Annotated in this window: 14 protein-coding genes and 1 pseudogene; 10 read left to right on the forward strand and 5 right to left on the reverse strand. The window is 59.5% G+C overall.

The window, feature by feature from the left end:
- Positions 1–162: 162 nt before the first annotated feature.
- The gene (locus ACVDG8_RS13485; protein ID WP_447255087.1) at positions 163–372 is read left to right on the forward strand and encodes a hypothetical protein; all 210 of its coding nucleotides are present in this window, start codon (positions 163–165) and stop codon (positions 370–372) included.
- A gap of 547 nt (positions 373–919) precedes the next feature.
- On the opposite strand, the gene ACVDG8_RS13490 is transcribed toward ACVDG8_RS13485, so the two are convergent.
- The 4 genes from ACVDG8_RS13490 to ACVDG8_RS13505 all read right to left on the reverse strand — a co-directional run bounded on the left by ACVDG8_RS13490 (position 920) and on the right by ACVDG8_RS13505 (position 3,143).
- On the reverse strand, positions 920–1,249 hold the full coding sequence (locus tag ACVDG8_RS13490) for an NAD(P)/FAD-dependent oxidoreductase (RefSeq protein WP_447255088.1): 330 nt from the start codon (positions 1,247–1,249) through the stop codon (positions 920–922).
- Positions 1,177–1,785 carry an NAD(P)/FAD-dependent oxidoreductase gene (locus ACVDG8_RS13495; protein WP_455707749.1) on the reverse strand — a complete coding sequence of 203 codons (609 nt, stop codon included), beginning with the start codon at positions 1,783–1,785 and terminating at the stop codon, positions 1,177–1,179. The genes ACVDG8_RS13490 and ACVDG8_RS13495 overlap by 73 nt, the downstream gene beginning before the upstream one ends.
- The gene (locus ACVDG8_RS13500; RefSeq protein WP_455707750.1) at positions 1,707–2,135 is read right to left on the reverse strand and encodes an FAD-dependent oxidoreductase; all 429 of its coding nucleotides are present in this window, start codon (positions 2,133–2,135) and stop codon (positions 1,707–1,709) included. Before ACVDG8_RS13500 ends, ACVDG8_RS13495 begins: the two co-directional genes overlap by 79 nt.
- A 762-nt stretch (positions 2,136–2,897) precedes the next feature.
- Positions 2,898–3,143, reverse strand: a complete 246-nt coding sequence (locus ACVDG8_RS13505; protein ID WP_447257338.1) for a DUF982 domain-containing protein — start codon at positions 3,141–3,143, stop codon at positions 2,898–2,900.
- A 1,261-nt stretch (positions 3,144–4,404) separates the two neighbouring features.
- On the opposite strand from ACVDG8_RS13505, the gene ACVDG8_RS13510 reads away from it, so the two are divergent.
- The 6 genes and pseudogenes from ACVDG8_RS13510 (at position 4,405) to groL (ending at position 9,884) form a co-directional block, all read left to right on the forward strand.
- A complete protein-coding gene (locus tag ACVDG8_RS13510) occupies positions 4,405–5,127 on the forward strand; it encodes a Crp/Fnr family transcriptional regulator (RefSeq protein WP_447255090.1) in 723 nt (240 codons plus the stop codon).
- A gap of 284 nt (positions 5,128–5,411) precedes the next feature.
- Entirely contained in the window at positions 5,412–5,834 is a 423-nt protein-coding gene (locus tag ACVDG8_RS13515; protein WP_447255091.1) for a GNAT family N-acetyltransferase, read from the forward strand.
- A 458-nt stretch (positions 5,835–6,292) separates the two neighbouring features.
- Positions 6,293–7,093 (forward strand): YggS family pyridoxal phosphate-dependent enzyme, encoded by an 801-nt coding sequence (locus ACVDG8_RS13520; protein ID WP_447255092.1) that lies wholly within the window; start codon positions 6,293–6,295, stop codon positions 7,091–7,093.
- Positions 7,094–7,170: 77 nt separating this feature from the next.
- Positions 7,171–7,664 (forward strand): annotated as a pseudogene (locus ACVDG8_RS13525) (alpha-hydroxy-acid oxidizing protein); the annotation flags it as partial.
- A gap of 190 nt (positions 7,665–7,854) precedes the next feature.
- Positions 7,855–8,151, forward strand: coding sequence for a co-chaperone GroES (gene groES / locus ACVDG8_RS13530; RefSeq protein WP_224662280.1), 297 nt, complete (start codon positions 7,855–7,857; stop codon positions 8,149–8,151).
- Positions 8,152–8,213: 62 nt separating this feature from the next.
- Positions 8,214–9,884: a chaperonin GroEL gene (gene groL / locus ACVDG8_RS13535; protein WP_447255093.1), complete on the forward strand. Its 1,671-nt coding sequence runs from the start codon at positions 8,214–8,216 to the stop codon at positions 9,882–9,884.
- Positions 9,885–10,392: 508 nt separating this feature from the next.
- On the opposite strand, the gene ACVDG8_RS13540 is transcribed toward groL, so the two are convergent.
- On the reverse strand, positions 10,393–10,998 hold the full coding sequence (locus ACVDG8_RS13540) for an aspartate/glutamate racemase family protein (protein WP_447255094.1): 606 nt from the start codon (positions 10,996–10,998) through the stop codon (positions 10,393–10,395).
- Between the two features lie 204 nt (positions 10,999–11,202).
- Between ACVDG8_RS13540 and ACVDG8_RS13545 the strand changes: the two genes are divergently transcribed.
- The 3 genes from ACVDG8_RS13545 to ACVDG8_RS13555 all read left to right on the forward strand — a co-directional run bounded on the left by ACVDG8_RS13545 (position 11,203) and on the right by ACVDG8_RS13555 (position 13,932).
- Positions 11,203–12,285, forward strand: coding sequence for a nucleoid-associated protein (locus ACVDG8_RS13545; protein WP_447255095.1), 1,083 nt, complete (start codon positions 11,203–11,205; stop codon positions 12,283–12,285).
- The gene (locus tag ACVDG8_RS13550) at positions 12,282–13,268 is read left to right on the forward strand and encodes a GTP pyrophosphokinase (RefSeq protein WP_447255096.1); all 987 of its coding nucleotides are present in this window, start codon (positions 12,282–12,284) and stop codon (positions 13,266–13,268) included. Before ACVDG8_RS13545 ends, ACVDG8_RS13550 begins: the two co-directional genes overlap by 4 nt.
- A 412-nt stretch (positions 13,269–13,680) precedes the next feature.
- The gene (locus tag ACVDG8_RS13555) at positions 13,681–13,932 is read left to right on the forward strand and encodes a hypothetical protein (RefSeq protein ID WP_447255097.1); all 252 of its coding nucleotides are present in this window, start codon (positions 13,681–13,683) and stop codon (positions 13,930–13,932) included.
- The last annotated feature ends 145 nt before the right edge of the window (positions 13,933–14,077 follow it).

Here is a 14,077-nt window from a genome sequence, read left to right on the forward strand (position 1 = left end):
AGGCAAGCTCTCACCGTCGCGCACAGCGCTGGCATGATATCAATCCGAGCGAGCTACTCCCCCTAGTCGTGTCAAATTTGAATCAAATTGTCCTGTGTAAATTGACCGTTGCGCGACACTGACCTCGTAGAGGGCTGACGCGGGCGGCTACTGAGAGGTTACATGAAGAGCGATTTTTCCGCCGCCCGGGTGCATTTAGATCGAGCGTATCACTATCTTGGTGGTGATGACCCGATGAGCCGGACGGGGCGCGAAGCCTTGGACGTTATAATTGAGGCGGTCGCCTTCGAAGAATTCAAACAACCCCGCCGACAGGCGAAGGTGCTACCATTTCCGGGTGTGTCGCTTCTAGACGATCGCCCTAGCTATTAACCTGGGGAGCAAATCTTCCCTGCCCCCAGGCTTAACCCGATGGGTAAATAGCTATGGAGGCCTGGGGGGCGCATCCACGATGCCGGGCAGGCAGCGAACTCCGCGGACTTTGGGCGCAACTGCAAATCTCAATGGACGTGGTTTTTTTCCGGATGCTGCTGCCGCTTGTGAGTGGGGCTGCGTAGACCCACGTTTGGTGTGATGGGTTGCTTTTGACCAAGACAAGTCAATTTGAGGGCCCAGCCGCAGCCAGATTCCTGAAATGAACATGGGTCGCAGGCGTGGAGCGCGGCCGCGGCAATCATCGGGTCGCACATCCCTGCGGAGCCTTGTTGCAAAAAGCGTGAGAAGTTCGCCGCCACCTCCAGTTCGGCACTAACTTCGGCAGCTGTTGGGTCTCCTTGGCTAGGCGGATCACGATACAAGGTTCAGGTGGGCACGTAAGCTAAAGCGCCATCTCCCTCCTTGAGCCGCCGGGTGACATGCGACCGATCATTCCAACGTCGTAGTTAGCCTCATCGCAAGACAACCCAGCGGCCTCGATGGTCTAGATCACAGCCTCCTCGAGGAACGGTTCGTTGCGCGAAATTCGCTCGTAGGAAAATGGCGACAGGTCCAGCGTCTGAAACCCGCCGTGGATGATCAGCTCCGACACTGCCCGGCCGACCGCGGGGGACTGCTGCAGGCCGTGGCCTGAGAAGCCATTGGCGAACATGAAATTCGTCACCTCAAGGTGGAAACCGACGATGCCGTTGTGGTCGAGCATGTTGTACTCGTAATGTCCGGTCCAACTGGTTTGCACTTTCAGAGCATCGAGGGCCGGAATGCGGTGCCACAGAGCCGGCCAGATATACTCGTCGAACTCATCGAAATGCATTTCGAAGTCGTCATAGCCGGCCGGGCCGTCGCCCTGTGGCGTGTTGAAGCGAGGAAAAGCTCGCCTTCCGGACGCGCGAATGTGCCGGAAAGATCGATGACAATGGGCATGCGGCCTGGGATCGCATTGGCGCTGGCGAAGACAAAGCTGTAGCGCTTATGAGGCGCTACGGGATCGAGAGGCCGGCCATAGCGGCCGACCTGCTGGGCCCGCGGGCCGGCAGCGTTGACCAAGGTTCCGCAGGTCACCGTTTCGCCCGTCGCCAGCCGGACCGACATGACTCGCCCGCAAACGACATCCAGTGCGGTCACGGCATTGTCGATATATTCGACGCCGCTGGCACAGCTTGCGCGGCGGAAGCCATTCAGCATCCCCATGGAATCGAACCAGCCCTCATCGCGAGCGCCCCACGAGCCGCCGCCAAGATCACTCACGTTCAGCCACGGAAACTGTTGCTTTAAAGCGCCGGGCTCGAGGAACACGGTGTGGGCACCGAGGCTGCGCTGCAAGTCGACCCGTTCGCGCGCCGCTTGCACGCCTTCTGGCGAGCAGCAGTAAAGATATCCGTGTTCCTTGAAGCCGAGATCGGGCGCCAGCCCAGGCGTGTAGAATGGCGCCATTCGTTCCTGGACCCCCGGATAATCTCGATGCCGAACTGGCTGATCTTCACGTTGATCGGATTGGAATATTGCTGGCGGATCGCACTGGTGGAAAGCGCCGTCGAAGAGAATTCATAGCTGCTGTCCCGTTCGATGACGAGGATCGCGGCGTCCTTACCCAGTGCCTGGCTCAGCCAATACGCCGTCGACGAGCCGACTACCGCGCCACCAACGATCACGATATCATAGGCATTGCGCGAAGGAGCTGTGTAAGGAGGGATTGCCACGACTGCTCTCCGTTTTAGAGGTTGAAGACGGCGATCAGGCCGTCCGGCCCGCGCCAGCGGGCCGACATCAGGATTCGTCCGAATAAGGCGCATGAAGCCGCGTGACGCTACGTCGGTGGCTATGCCTGCCCAGCGTTTCGTCTTCTTAAGCAGTGTGGCCGTCTACCTATCTGGGGTGGCGGTGGACTACCCTGACCTGGATCAGTTCGCGACCCGGCCTTGCCCGTCTACGCTTAGGGACGGTACTTTCTTCCACGGATGCCGAGTGACATGACAGGGCGCAGGACGAGAAATTCGGCCGCTCGGCTCCCGTCATTCGCTTCGATGATGCGGAGCAGGTCGTGCATCACGCCAAAGGCACGATTTACCGGGTGGCTATGAAACGTGTTCCGTCCTGTGGCGGAAGCTTTGGAATAAGGGAAGTGGCGATCAACACTGAGCAAATGTCTTCGAAGCAAGTCCGTTGGTGGTATGAAGCAGGCGGTGGTCGGGCGCGAGGGGTCCGCGATGCGTCGAGGTGATCTTAAAATGAAACCCCTGCGCCGGTCGAGGCGCCCTTCGGGAGTTCCAGGCGGCATTTCTGTTCAATAGCTGAGCCAAGTCTGCGGGCGTTGGAAGCTGTTAAATTTAGATCACCGGATGCATGCTCCACGCCACCCTGCTTGATCGCGCCATGATCACGCAGAGGGGACTTCCCATTCTATGCTTCGAGCGGGAGGAGGATTGAACCAGAATGGGTATCCGGCCGACGTTCGAGCTGGTCTAATCGCCGCGTAGAATCTTCGCCTCGAGCGCGGCCGCAACGAATGCCCGCCTTGCAGTTGGTGGATGAGCCTCACCACGCAACACGTGCAGGCAGGCATCCATCGCTGCATTCCGTTTCTTGGTCTGAGAACGAAGATCCCGCATCAAAATAGTTGCCGCGTCATTCACGTCAAGCACGATGCGTTCAGAGCTGTTACGGTTGACCTGAACGACGACTGGTCTCTCAAATCTGCTCAAGCCCATCGCCACGCTCCCCTCCACCCGGCAACGACAGGCCGCACTGTTTTCCTCAACCGAAATCCGCCTCAATCACCGCAGCTAATCTTCGGTCCCACGCGACTCCCTGCCTGGCCGTGAAGTCTCGAGAATGGTCGGTTCAGCTGAGAATAAAGTAGAGTGGGATAAAGCAAGCCTAATGCAGCGACACTATTGAGAAACAGGTATATGGTCATGTAGCCCCCGGCCGTTTTCATAAACCATTCAGCCATGCAAGTTCGCTAAAAGCAAGCGACCCCGGCGCGCGCACCTGCGTATACACGGCAATGTCATGTCGCCTCGTTCACAGCCGGGCGCGGCATGCTAGCCAGTGCCTACTGCACTCGTGATCTCGGACCGTGCCCATGCGTCGCGGACGCCCGATAACCACGGAAGTGCGGTGCGGCAGGACCTTGCGCATTGAGGCCGAGCGTGCACAACATTCTCGCGGCAGCGCGAATGTAGATTGGCCGGTTGAATTCGCCAAAGTACCTCATGCTCACTCTTCCTGCGCGTCATCAGCGGAAACTGAGCTCGAACAGAGGCAAGTCCGAGCGGCCGTCCATCCTGCAGGATGTGGTGACGGCCAGTCACCACAACATGATCATCAACGAGTTGGGATTCGGCGCTATCCGCGCGACATTGGACCAGACGGCCCCGGGCTGACATCAGTCGATCCTCAAGTGTCCCCGCACAGAATAGATCCGTCAGCCGCCACTAGGGCATTTCTATCGGACACGCTGAGTGTTGCTAACGTCCCGCCGACGCAACTTTCCGAGCAATCGTAGATCCGAGCGATCGGCGAACGACAACATAAATCCTGCGGCCCCCAACGCGGCCGACCGGATGCGCTGCGGCCTTGGGGAGCGGTTGCATCTAGCCGCATCCCCGAGCGCGAGGCGTCGTTCTCAGTGAACAGTTACGTTTTGAAAGCGCGCCGGCTCTAAATCCGGACTTCGTGCGCTTCTCACGAAGCTCAAGGGAATCGGCGCGCTAGGACGGCAGTTAACGGGAAAGAGCTGAGGCTTCAGAATGTCGGTTTCGTACAAAGCTGAGTTTGGTACGTTTCCCACTCTGACATACTTCTCGCGTCTTTTGTAATCACGCGGCGGGGGCTCGCCGTGCATCGATTCGCATTCCGCTGTCATTGTCGTAACAAGGCGCGTAGTGTCACAAGATCGTCTGCACGTTTTTACGGGCGCGGATGGCAAGGAGATTGGAATGCTCTTGCCCCAAGTGGGATTGAGCCATGACCAATCCGGTGAATGCTTCCTACAAAAACGAATTGCTGCGACGGCTTAACGCGGATGACCTCGCGCGTTTGGAGCCGCATTTTGAGCGATGTGCCCTTGATCTGCGAATGCCGTTGGAGACTGCCGGTTCAAGGATAGAGGCGGTTTACTTCCTCGAGGAAGGCATCGGCTCTGTTGTCGCGATGACTTCGGACGGCAAGGATGCCGAAGTTGGCCTCATTGGCTTAGAGGGTATGACTGGTCCCGCGCTGGTGATGGGTGCCGACTATGCCGCGCACGATTGTTACGTGCAATTGGCAGGCAATGCACTTCGCATCGGAGTTGAGCCATTCAAGGCGGCTCTGGTGGACAGCCCGACGTTACGTCCCTTCCTTTTGCGCTATGTCCACTATCTTCACATTCAAACCAGCTATACGGCCCTTATGAACGCACGAGCCAGCCTTGAAGAGCGTTTGGCGAGGTGGCTCCTGATGTGTGACGACCGGATCCACGACACATACATTGCCATCACCCACGAGTTTCTGTCTGTTATGCTCGGCGTGAGGCGGCCGGGAGTTACCGTCGGGCTCCAACTGCTCGAGGGGCGCGGCCTTATCCGTTCGCGACGAGGTGAAATCGTCATTCGAGACCGCCATGGCCTCGTTGCCCAAGCAGCTGGCACATATGGGCAACCGGAAGGCGAATATGTTCGGCTGATTGGGGAAATCGCCCGACGCTGACCATGGGGTCTGTCGGGGTCCGCAAGCTCGGTCCTCGCTAGCAGCTAACCAGAATCTTGCTTCGAGTGCGGTCAGATGGTGTAAGGGATTCCTGGCTTGGACGAGCGTGCGACGGTTTTGCAATTCCCAAGATGGCTTGCCATACAGGAGAGCAGCCTCCGTCATGCGGATTCCCAGTTCCATTTTTTGCCAGCGCACCTTGCGATTGGCAGCAGGAATCGGGACGCCGACCCCTAGGAGAAGGAGAAACCATGCCTTCCGTATCTACTCGACGGGCCAGCTCATTGGACGCAGAGACGGTCGCCCGTTTCATTCACGCGCTACTCGATGAACTCTCTGGCGGGAAAGCGCCCACGCCCGACTTCGTCAAACAAAGCGCGGCGACAGTGCTTGCCAACGCTGGCGCGGTCGCTGTGATCGCAAGTGAAGGTGGCGAGCCGGCCGGCATAATCGTACTGAATGAGTGCACGGCGATCTATGCAGGAGGCAAGTTCGGCCAGATTTCGGAGCTGTATGTTCGACCCGAGATGCGCTCCAAAGGGATTGCCCCTTGTCTGCTCGAGGTCGGCTTGCAGGAAGGCCGCGCTCGTGGTTGGAAGCGACTTGAGGTTGGAGCACCCGCGCAACCAAAATGGAAACGCACGCTCGATTTCTACTTACGGAACGGGTTCGAGGAAGTCGGCCCTCGGCTCCGCAGGACTATTTAGACAATCTGTCCCCAACCTACGCCGGCAGCGACAAAACCGCTTGCCGACTACCAGCACTGCGAGTGGGTTTGTTCCCGAATGGACTTCCTCGCGAAGCGCACCTGTGCGCAGGTGCGGTGATGCGGCGACAGCCGTAGTCGGCTGGCCGACAAAATGTAAGTCAAGCGGCAGCAACCCCTGCGTCCTGAATTTGAGCAAACCACAAGCGAGATACGCCTTCAATCCGAATGCCTCCTGGCCCAAGCAGTTCGCAAGTCTCGCTGCCTGATCAGCCTCCGCGCAGCGTGCAGGCGTTGCAACGGATTCTTCAAAGAAATTCACAGGCTCTTAGCACTCCAAAGCCGCTGGGAATGGTAGGCGAACATAAATTGTCGAAACTTGTCGCACTGCTGAGAATGCCAAATGGCGAAGTCAGCAGGAGTGTTCAACTGTTTCAATCGGCGGATGGGCAGATCACAATGGGCACGAACAATCCGCCGCTTTCGCCCGAGGACGTCGAACGCTTCGGGCCTAATCCCCTTACCCGCTTCCGCACCAATCTGGCGTCGGTTGAAGAGCGCATCACGCTTGCTTGCGCACGGGCCGGGCGCGACCGAGCCTCCGTGCGTTTGCTGCCGATCACCAAGACGGTGCCGACCCAAATCCTGCGATACGCCTTCGAGGTCGGCATCAGCACCTTCGGCGAAAACAAAATCCAGGAGGCAATGTCAAAGTGCGAGGCGCTTCACGATCTCGCCATCGACTGGAGCATCGTCGGACATCTGCAGACCAACAAGGCCAAATATCTGACCCGCTTCGCGCGTGAGTTTCATGCGCTCGACAGCCTCCAGCTCGCCGACCTTCTGAACACGCGGCTGGAGCGCGAAGATCGCTTCCTCGACGTCTATGTGCAGGTCAACACGTCTGGCGAGGACAGCAAGTTCGGCCTCCATCCGAACGCAGTGCTGCCCTTCGTGGAGAGGCTCGATCAGCTTCCCCGTCTCCGGCCATGCGGGTTAATGACACTTGCGCTGTTTTCCTCCGACATGGCCAAGGTGCGGCCTTGCTTCATTCTGCTGCGCCGGCTGCGGGACGAAGCCGTGAAGCACAACGCCGCGCTGACCGGGCTCTCCATGGGCATGACCGGAGACTTCGAGGAAGCCATCGAGGAAGGCGCCACTGTCGTGCGCGTCGGTCAGGCCATCTTCGGCAAGCGGCCGACGCCTGACGGCCACTACTGGCCGGGTTTCGCTCCCACCGACCAAGGAATTGAACCATGATTTTCGCAAACGGTCCGTCTGCTCTTCCGATAATTCCCGCCGGTCGTTCCGGCCGGCCAGATTTACGCGTTGAGAAAACTGGTCAGGCTCGACCACTAGCCTCTGCGCTCGTCGATGCGGCCGTGGCGGTGATCGATGCCGCCGGCGCCGGCGGCACCGGTTGGGCCGCGGTGGAGGGCGAGCGCGGCCGCGATCGCGCCGACGTGCAGTAGCGATGGCGTTCGCGGATTGGGGAATTCCGACCCTGGCCAGCGTCCAGGCAGCACGTCGGGCGCTGCCAACAGTGAAGCTGATCGCTTCGGGCGGCATTCGCAACGGTGTCGACGTGGCGAAGGCCATCCGTATGGGCGCCGGCACTGCCGGGCAGGCGGCCGGCGTGCTGCCCGCGGCGATCGTGTGTGCCGAGGCGGCTGTCGCGCATTTCGAGATCGGCGTCCGCCAATTGGCCGTCGCCTGCTTCTGCACCGGCTCGGCTGACCTTGCAGCGCTTAGTCAGGCGCGCTTGTTTTCCTTGGTATCTCCGGCCGGTTGGTGCCAGCTTCGCCTCACGTGCCGTGGTCGCCTTGCCTGAGAGCTTGATGAAACTTTTGCTCGTTCGCCTGCCCTATTTCGCCTTGACTATCTCCGGCTTACCCCTTAATCCTCCCGTTGTTAGCACTCACTCGTGGTGAGTGCTAACAACGGGTCCGGCAAAGCCGGGCTTTGCAGTTTGTCCGGCGTGGCCGGACGGTGTTTCTCACCGCTCTCATCGAGGAAAAAACATGGCACAGTCGAATTTCCGGCCGCTTCATGACCGCGTGGTCGTTCGCCGGGTCGAATCCGAATCCAAGACCGCCGGCGGGATCATCATCCCGGATACGGCAAAGGAAAAGCCGCAGGAAGGCGAGATCATCGCCGTCGGCTCCGGCGCTCGCGACGAAGCTGGCAAGCTGGTCCCGCTGGACGTCAAGGCCGGCGACCGCATCCTGTTCGGCAAGTGGTCGGGCACCGAAGTCAAGCTCAATGGCGAAGACCTTCTGATCATGAAGGAATCCGACATCATGGGCATCATCGGCTGATATCAGGCCTCACCGTCAACTGAATTTCGGGCTTACCCCAAGCCCCTGCCAGGAGCTAAAAAATGGCTGCCAAAGACGTAAAATTCTCCCGTGATGCCCGCGAGCGCATGCTGCGCGGTGTCAACATCCTCGCCGACGCGGTGAAGGTCACGCTCGGCCCCAAGGGCCGCAACGTCGTCATCGACAAGTCGTTCGGCGCCCCGCGCATCACCAAGGACGGCGTCACCGTCGCCAAGGAAATCGAGCTTGAAGACAAGTTCGAGAACATGGGCGCGCAGATGGTCCGCGAAGTCGCTTCGAAGACCAACGACATCGCCGGCGACGGCACCACGACCGCGACCGTTCTGGCGCAGTCGATCGTCCAGGAAGGCCACAAGGCGGTTGCCGCCGGCATGAACCCGATGGACCTGAAGCGCGGCATCGATCTGGCCGTGACCGAAGTCGTCGCGGCGCTCGGCAATGCTGCCAAGAAGATCAAGACCTCGGAGGAAGTCGCCCAGGTCGGCACGATTGCGGGTAATGGCGACGAGTCGGTCGGCAAGATGATCGCCGAAGCGATGCAGAAGGTCGGCAACGAAGGCGTCATCACGGTTGAAGAAGCCAAGACCGCCGAGACCGAGCTGGAAGTCGTCGAAGGCATGCAGTTCGACCGCGGCTACCTCTCGCCCTACTTTGTCACCAACGCCGACAAGATGGTTGCCGAACTCGAGGACGTCTACATCCTGCTCCACGAGAAGAAGCTCTCCAACCTGCAGGCGATGCTGCCGGTTCTCGAAGCCGTCGTGCAGACCTCCAAGCCGCTGCTCATCATCTCGGAAGACGTCGAAGGCGAGGCCCTGGCCACGCTCGTCGTCAACAAGCTGCGTGGCGGCCTGAAGATCGCCGCCGTCAAGGCTCCGGGCTTCGGCGATCGCCGCAAGGCCATGCTGGAAGACATCGCCATCCTCACCGGTGGCCAGGTCATCTCGGAAGACCTCGGCATCAAGCTCGAGAACGTCGGCCTCAACATGCTCGGCCGCGCCAAGAAGGTGTCGATCTCCAAGGAGAACACCACCATCGTCGACGGCGCCGGCAAGAAGGCCGAGATCCAGGGCCGCGTTGCCCAGATCAAGCAGCAGATCGAGGAGACCACTTCGGACTACGACAAGGAGAAGCTGCAGGAACGTCTGGCGAAGCTCGCCGGCGGCGTTGCCGTGATCCGCGTCGGCGGTGCGACGGAAGTCGAAGTCAAGGAAAAGAAGGACCGCGTCGATGACGCCCTCAACGCGACCCGCGCGGCCGTGGAAGAAGGCATCGTTGCTGGCGGTGGCGTGGCCCTGCTGCGCGCTTCGGCCAACATCAAGGCGGCCGGCGCCAATGCCGACCAGGCCGCCGGCATCAACATCGTGCGTCGTGCGCTGCAGGCTCCGGCCCGCCAGATCGCCTCGAACGCCGGTGCGGAAGCCTCGATCGTTGCCGGCAAGATCCTTGAGAACAAGGGCGCGACGTTCGGCTACAACGCCCAGACCGGCGACTATGGCGACATGATCGCCATGGGCATCGTCGACCCGGTCAAGGTCGTGCGCACGGCTCTCCAGGACGCGGCCTCGGTCGCCGGCCTGCTCGTCACCACCGAAGCCATGATCGCGGAGGCTCCGAAGAAGGAGTCGGCTGGCGGCGGCGGCATGCCTGGCGGCATGGGCGGCGGTGGCATGGGCGGCATGGGCGGCGGCATGGGCGGTATGGGTTTCTGAGGCCTGCGCCTCTCACCAATCCCCAAGGGCGGCAGCAATGCCGCCCTTGTCTTTGCGGCATCTGCGCGACTGGGCGAAACTATCGGCCCCATTTTCGGGTGTTGTAGGCGAATGTAAAGTTGTGCGAAGCCAGAAGGCCAGTTTTCGGCGGGGAAGCACGGCGGAAGGTTCTCCACCCTGCCTGAAACCCCTCAGTCTGAGCTCGATCCGGTCGGTGTGTGGCGCGGGACGGCATGCGCGCAGCGCCCCGTCCAGGCGGGTGTCGCAAAGGAATGGCGGCGCCAAGCTGCTGAGACGCGTGTGCCGCCTGGTTCGCGGATTCCGCATGTAGATATTGGTCAAACTCACCGCTAGCAAGGCTGCCCCGGCCTGCCTTTGTTCAGATGCAGCCGCCAGTGTGGTGGACAACCAAGCCGTTTCGCTGTCGGAAACGTCGCTGGGTTTGATCCGCTCCGCGCACTCGAAGTTCAAACGACGACGATGGCACCAAGGCCGGATCGACTGCCGCCTACATACCGCCGAAGTACGGCTTGCGCGCCGTGCTTTGCTGGACGTAATCGATCATCGTGATGAAATCGAAAACCGGCCTGCCGGTGGCCGCCTGTATCGCATGGGCATAGGGTGGCAGGTCGCTGCATTCAAGCAGGATCGAACGGACATCCGCGTTCTGCTCCACCAGAGCGCGCGCAACCTCCGTCACTTCCCGTTCGATAGCGGCGGAATCGAGCGTTCCACGCTCTTCGAGGATGGCCTCGCGAAACTCCGTGCGATCTTCCATTCCGGCAATGGCAAGCGGAACGGTGGAAGGCACTTTGCAGGCCTCGAAATGTCGCGGCGTCAGGCGCGAGGCATTCGCGGTGATGAGACCGACGCTGCCGCCGCACAGAGCGTGGATGAAAGGAATCTGCATCAGGCTGGACAAGAACACCGGGATTTCGACCGCAGCTTCGACATCCTCCTGAAAAAAAGCCATGAAACCACAGGCACCAGTAATCGCTTTAACACCCCGATCCCTAAGTTCCACTGCCGCCTCGATGCGTACGGATGACCTCCACGCCACGGCCTTATTGTGCGCAAGATGGGAGTTTGAATGAGACAGAACGATTTCCTCCAAATGAGACGTCCGAGGCCTCACGATGGAGTACGGGCTCGACGGGCGTCACCCCGCAGTTCAGCGCCGAGTGGCGTACCCGTGCCCACGATTCCACCGGTCACTCTTCGTGCGAAGGGACCCTTGTGTTCTTGCTTTGTTCTGATTATCCTTCCTTAACCCGCTCAGAATAACATTCTCCAATATTTTCGAAGTGGGGATTGAGTTTTGCTTGTAGAGAATCTTTCTATCGGCCGAGTCGTTATGCACGAGGTATTCCAGAGGAAAGACGGGCCCAATGTAGTGCCGCCATCCTACGGCAAGGAGCTCGAAATATTAGATGCCAAGGCTCTCAGTCATTTTGGGATGCGTATCACCGACGCGCTCTCCGCACAGTCCAAGAGCATAGAGATGCAGATAGTAAAGACCGATGACGCGAGCGTAGTTGGAACGGCTCGACGTCTTGTTCTCGCAACCGACACCGATTTTCCTAACATCTCCAATCACATGGCCGATGCCCTCGCTGACGCACAGAAATCACGAGGGATCCCCGGGGGAATGCTTCTAGTCTTCGATGGAAAAGTCGGTGGCGACGGAAAGCCCTTCGTAGGGGTAATTAAAGCGGAGATGCAGTCCGGCTTTCAACGCCGACTGGCTGCGGCAAAAGTCGTGACCGAATTCCTCGAGAACATCTTCCTGACGCCAGCCACGAGGCTTTACAAGCTTGCTATGTTCATCTCCGAAGATGTCGGCGTCACGGCGAGCACAAGTTGGCGATGCTTTGTATTCGACAGCAATATCACCGCCGCCCGCCGAGAGAACGCGGCCGTATATTTCTACGATGGCTTTCTTGGCTGCGCGTTTCCTGAGAGCGGGAAATACGAAACCGCCAAGTTCTTCGACCTCACGAAGGAATTCGTTCGAACATTGGTAAATGACCGAGATCTCCAAAGGGACCTGGGCGACGCGCTGTTCGCCTTCGTCAAGGTAGATCAGGCACCCACGTTCACCTCGCAACAGTTCGGCGATACGTATCTACCACCCGAATTGCGCGACCCGTTCAACAAGTTTCTCGAAGCCAAGAAATTCCCGATCAATAGAGCCGTGGTTCGGGACATCAGCGAGATGGGTGGTAGGCTGCGGCGCCGGAAGTACAAGTTCGGTCCAGACATTGAGTTCTCGGCGTCCCCGGACGCGATACGGAATGGCACCGTGACAATCGAGGATGTGCCGCCAGGCGATATCTCCGAAGGCGAGGCTGCAAGCTGGACCAGGATCACGGTCCGCAGGCCAGTCACCGAACAGTTATGACGACCGAGTTCGAGATCCTGCGGCGCTGGGAGGCGGAGCAGCAGTACTACGATGCGTGGGGCAGGTTCATCATCCACACGGTCATCGACGGGCTCTCAACCCAAGTGGAGGCGCCGGACTTGTTCTTGCGCCTTCCGGTTAAGCATAGGCTGAAGGAGAGCAAGTCACTTATCCAGAAGGCACTCTATCGCGGCAAGGGCTACGCAAGCCCGTATGACGACATCGAGGACAAGGTGGGCATCCGCTTCGTCGTGCTCACTTCCGACGAAATACCCATCGTCGAGAAGGCGATCACCGAATTCGGCGACAGATACTGGTTCTGGGAAAAGGCGCGGGACTTCGCTGAGGAGCGAGCCCGCAAGCCTTGGGAGTTTGGGTACCAGTCGGTCCACTACGTGGTTCGGGCAAAAGCGGGGATCGTCTTCGAGGGCGTCCCTATGCCGCTGGACATTCCGTGCGAGATCCAGGTCCGCACGCTGCTGCAGCATGCCTTCAGCGAAGTCACCCATGACACAATCTACAAGCCGAGCGTAAAATCGACGCCTGAGATGATGCGGGCTGCGGCAAAGGCGATGGCGCTGATCGAAGCGACCGACGACTACTTCCGCCAAGTCGGCAACCTCATCGACGCATCGGTCAAGAGCGTCAAGGCACTGATCGACGCCTTGTCCGTATACTACCGAGACAAGATCGGCGTGGACGCGACTGTCACCACTCTCGACGGTGAGCTGATCGACGCGTACCTCCCACTGGCCGGCGAGAGCTCAATCGAAGACATCCTCCTTTGGCTGAACACCAAGGATTTCATCATGGAGCGCATTAAGGGCCGGCGAGAGGACCAAACCGTATTCGCCTTGCCCTCGATCTTATTGCTCTACTTCGTGGTGGGCAATTTTCCGAGCATCGCCACCTCGCCCGGTTTACTGACCGATGAGGAACTCGGGCCGATATACTCAGACCTTGGCTTGGCCCTTCCGCAGTAGCCCACAAAGCAGGTTCAAAGGCGTCGGAGCTCAAATCGAAAAAGGGCTGGGCTTGATAAGTCGCGCATCCCCCGTGAGAGACGCTCCGCCCCAAGGAGTTTTCAAGAGAAGTTGGCCAAGCCTGACGTTGACGGGGGCCGCTATTTTGGTTCTCGAATCTGGCGGCGAATGACCCCGATGAGGTCGCCTGCAGAATGGCAAGTTATCGCAAATCCCAGCCGAAACCCGCCAGGCCGGCAACGGCCCCGAACGCGACGTCTGAGTAGGGGCTCATATGAAATTTATCTTCCTCGAATTGCGGGACAGATATGGGACATGCCTGCGCGTAGAAGAGTCAAGGCTGTGGACATTGGGAACGCCAGCGAATCGTTGAATCTCACCGGTCTCCTTGGTCCCGAAGGTGGCGAACGCCATGATGGTCCTGGGTGAGCAAGTCCGTCGGATATTTCAGGTGAACCTGGCCCAGCTTTACGAGCGCGTGATCCAGCCCGTAATGGATGGCCTGGTGCTCCATCCCGTCCTCGAACACGGCGAGGCAGAAAGAGATGAGCAACGGCGGCGCGTCATCGGGACCGTCGCCCGCCGCGACATCGCCGAGACGATCAGGTTCATTCCGCAAGCCGAGAATCCGAGCGATGAGGACCTGGATACCGGGACTACATGAATCCACCCGACGTGGATCCATGCAAAAGATTGACCGTGAGCGAAGAGGACCGGTCTAAACAGCCCAAGAGACAGCAGGCCTTCGACACACAGTCGCGAAGTCGGTGTGCTCGTGAGCAAGACCCTAAACCTGCCGGTTGGTCAAA

The sequence above is a fragment of the Mesorhizobium sp. ORM8.1 genome (genome assembly GCF_053005525.2).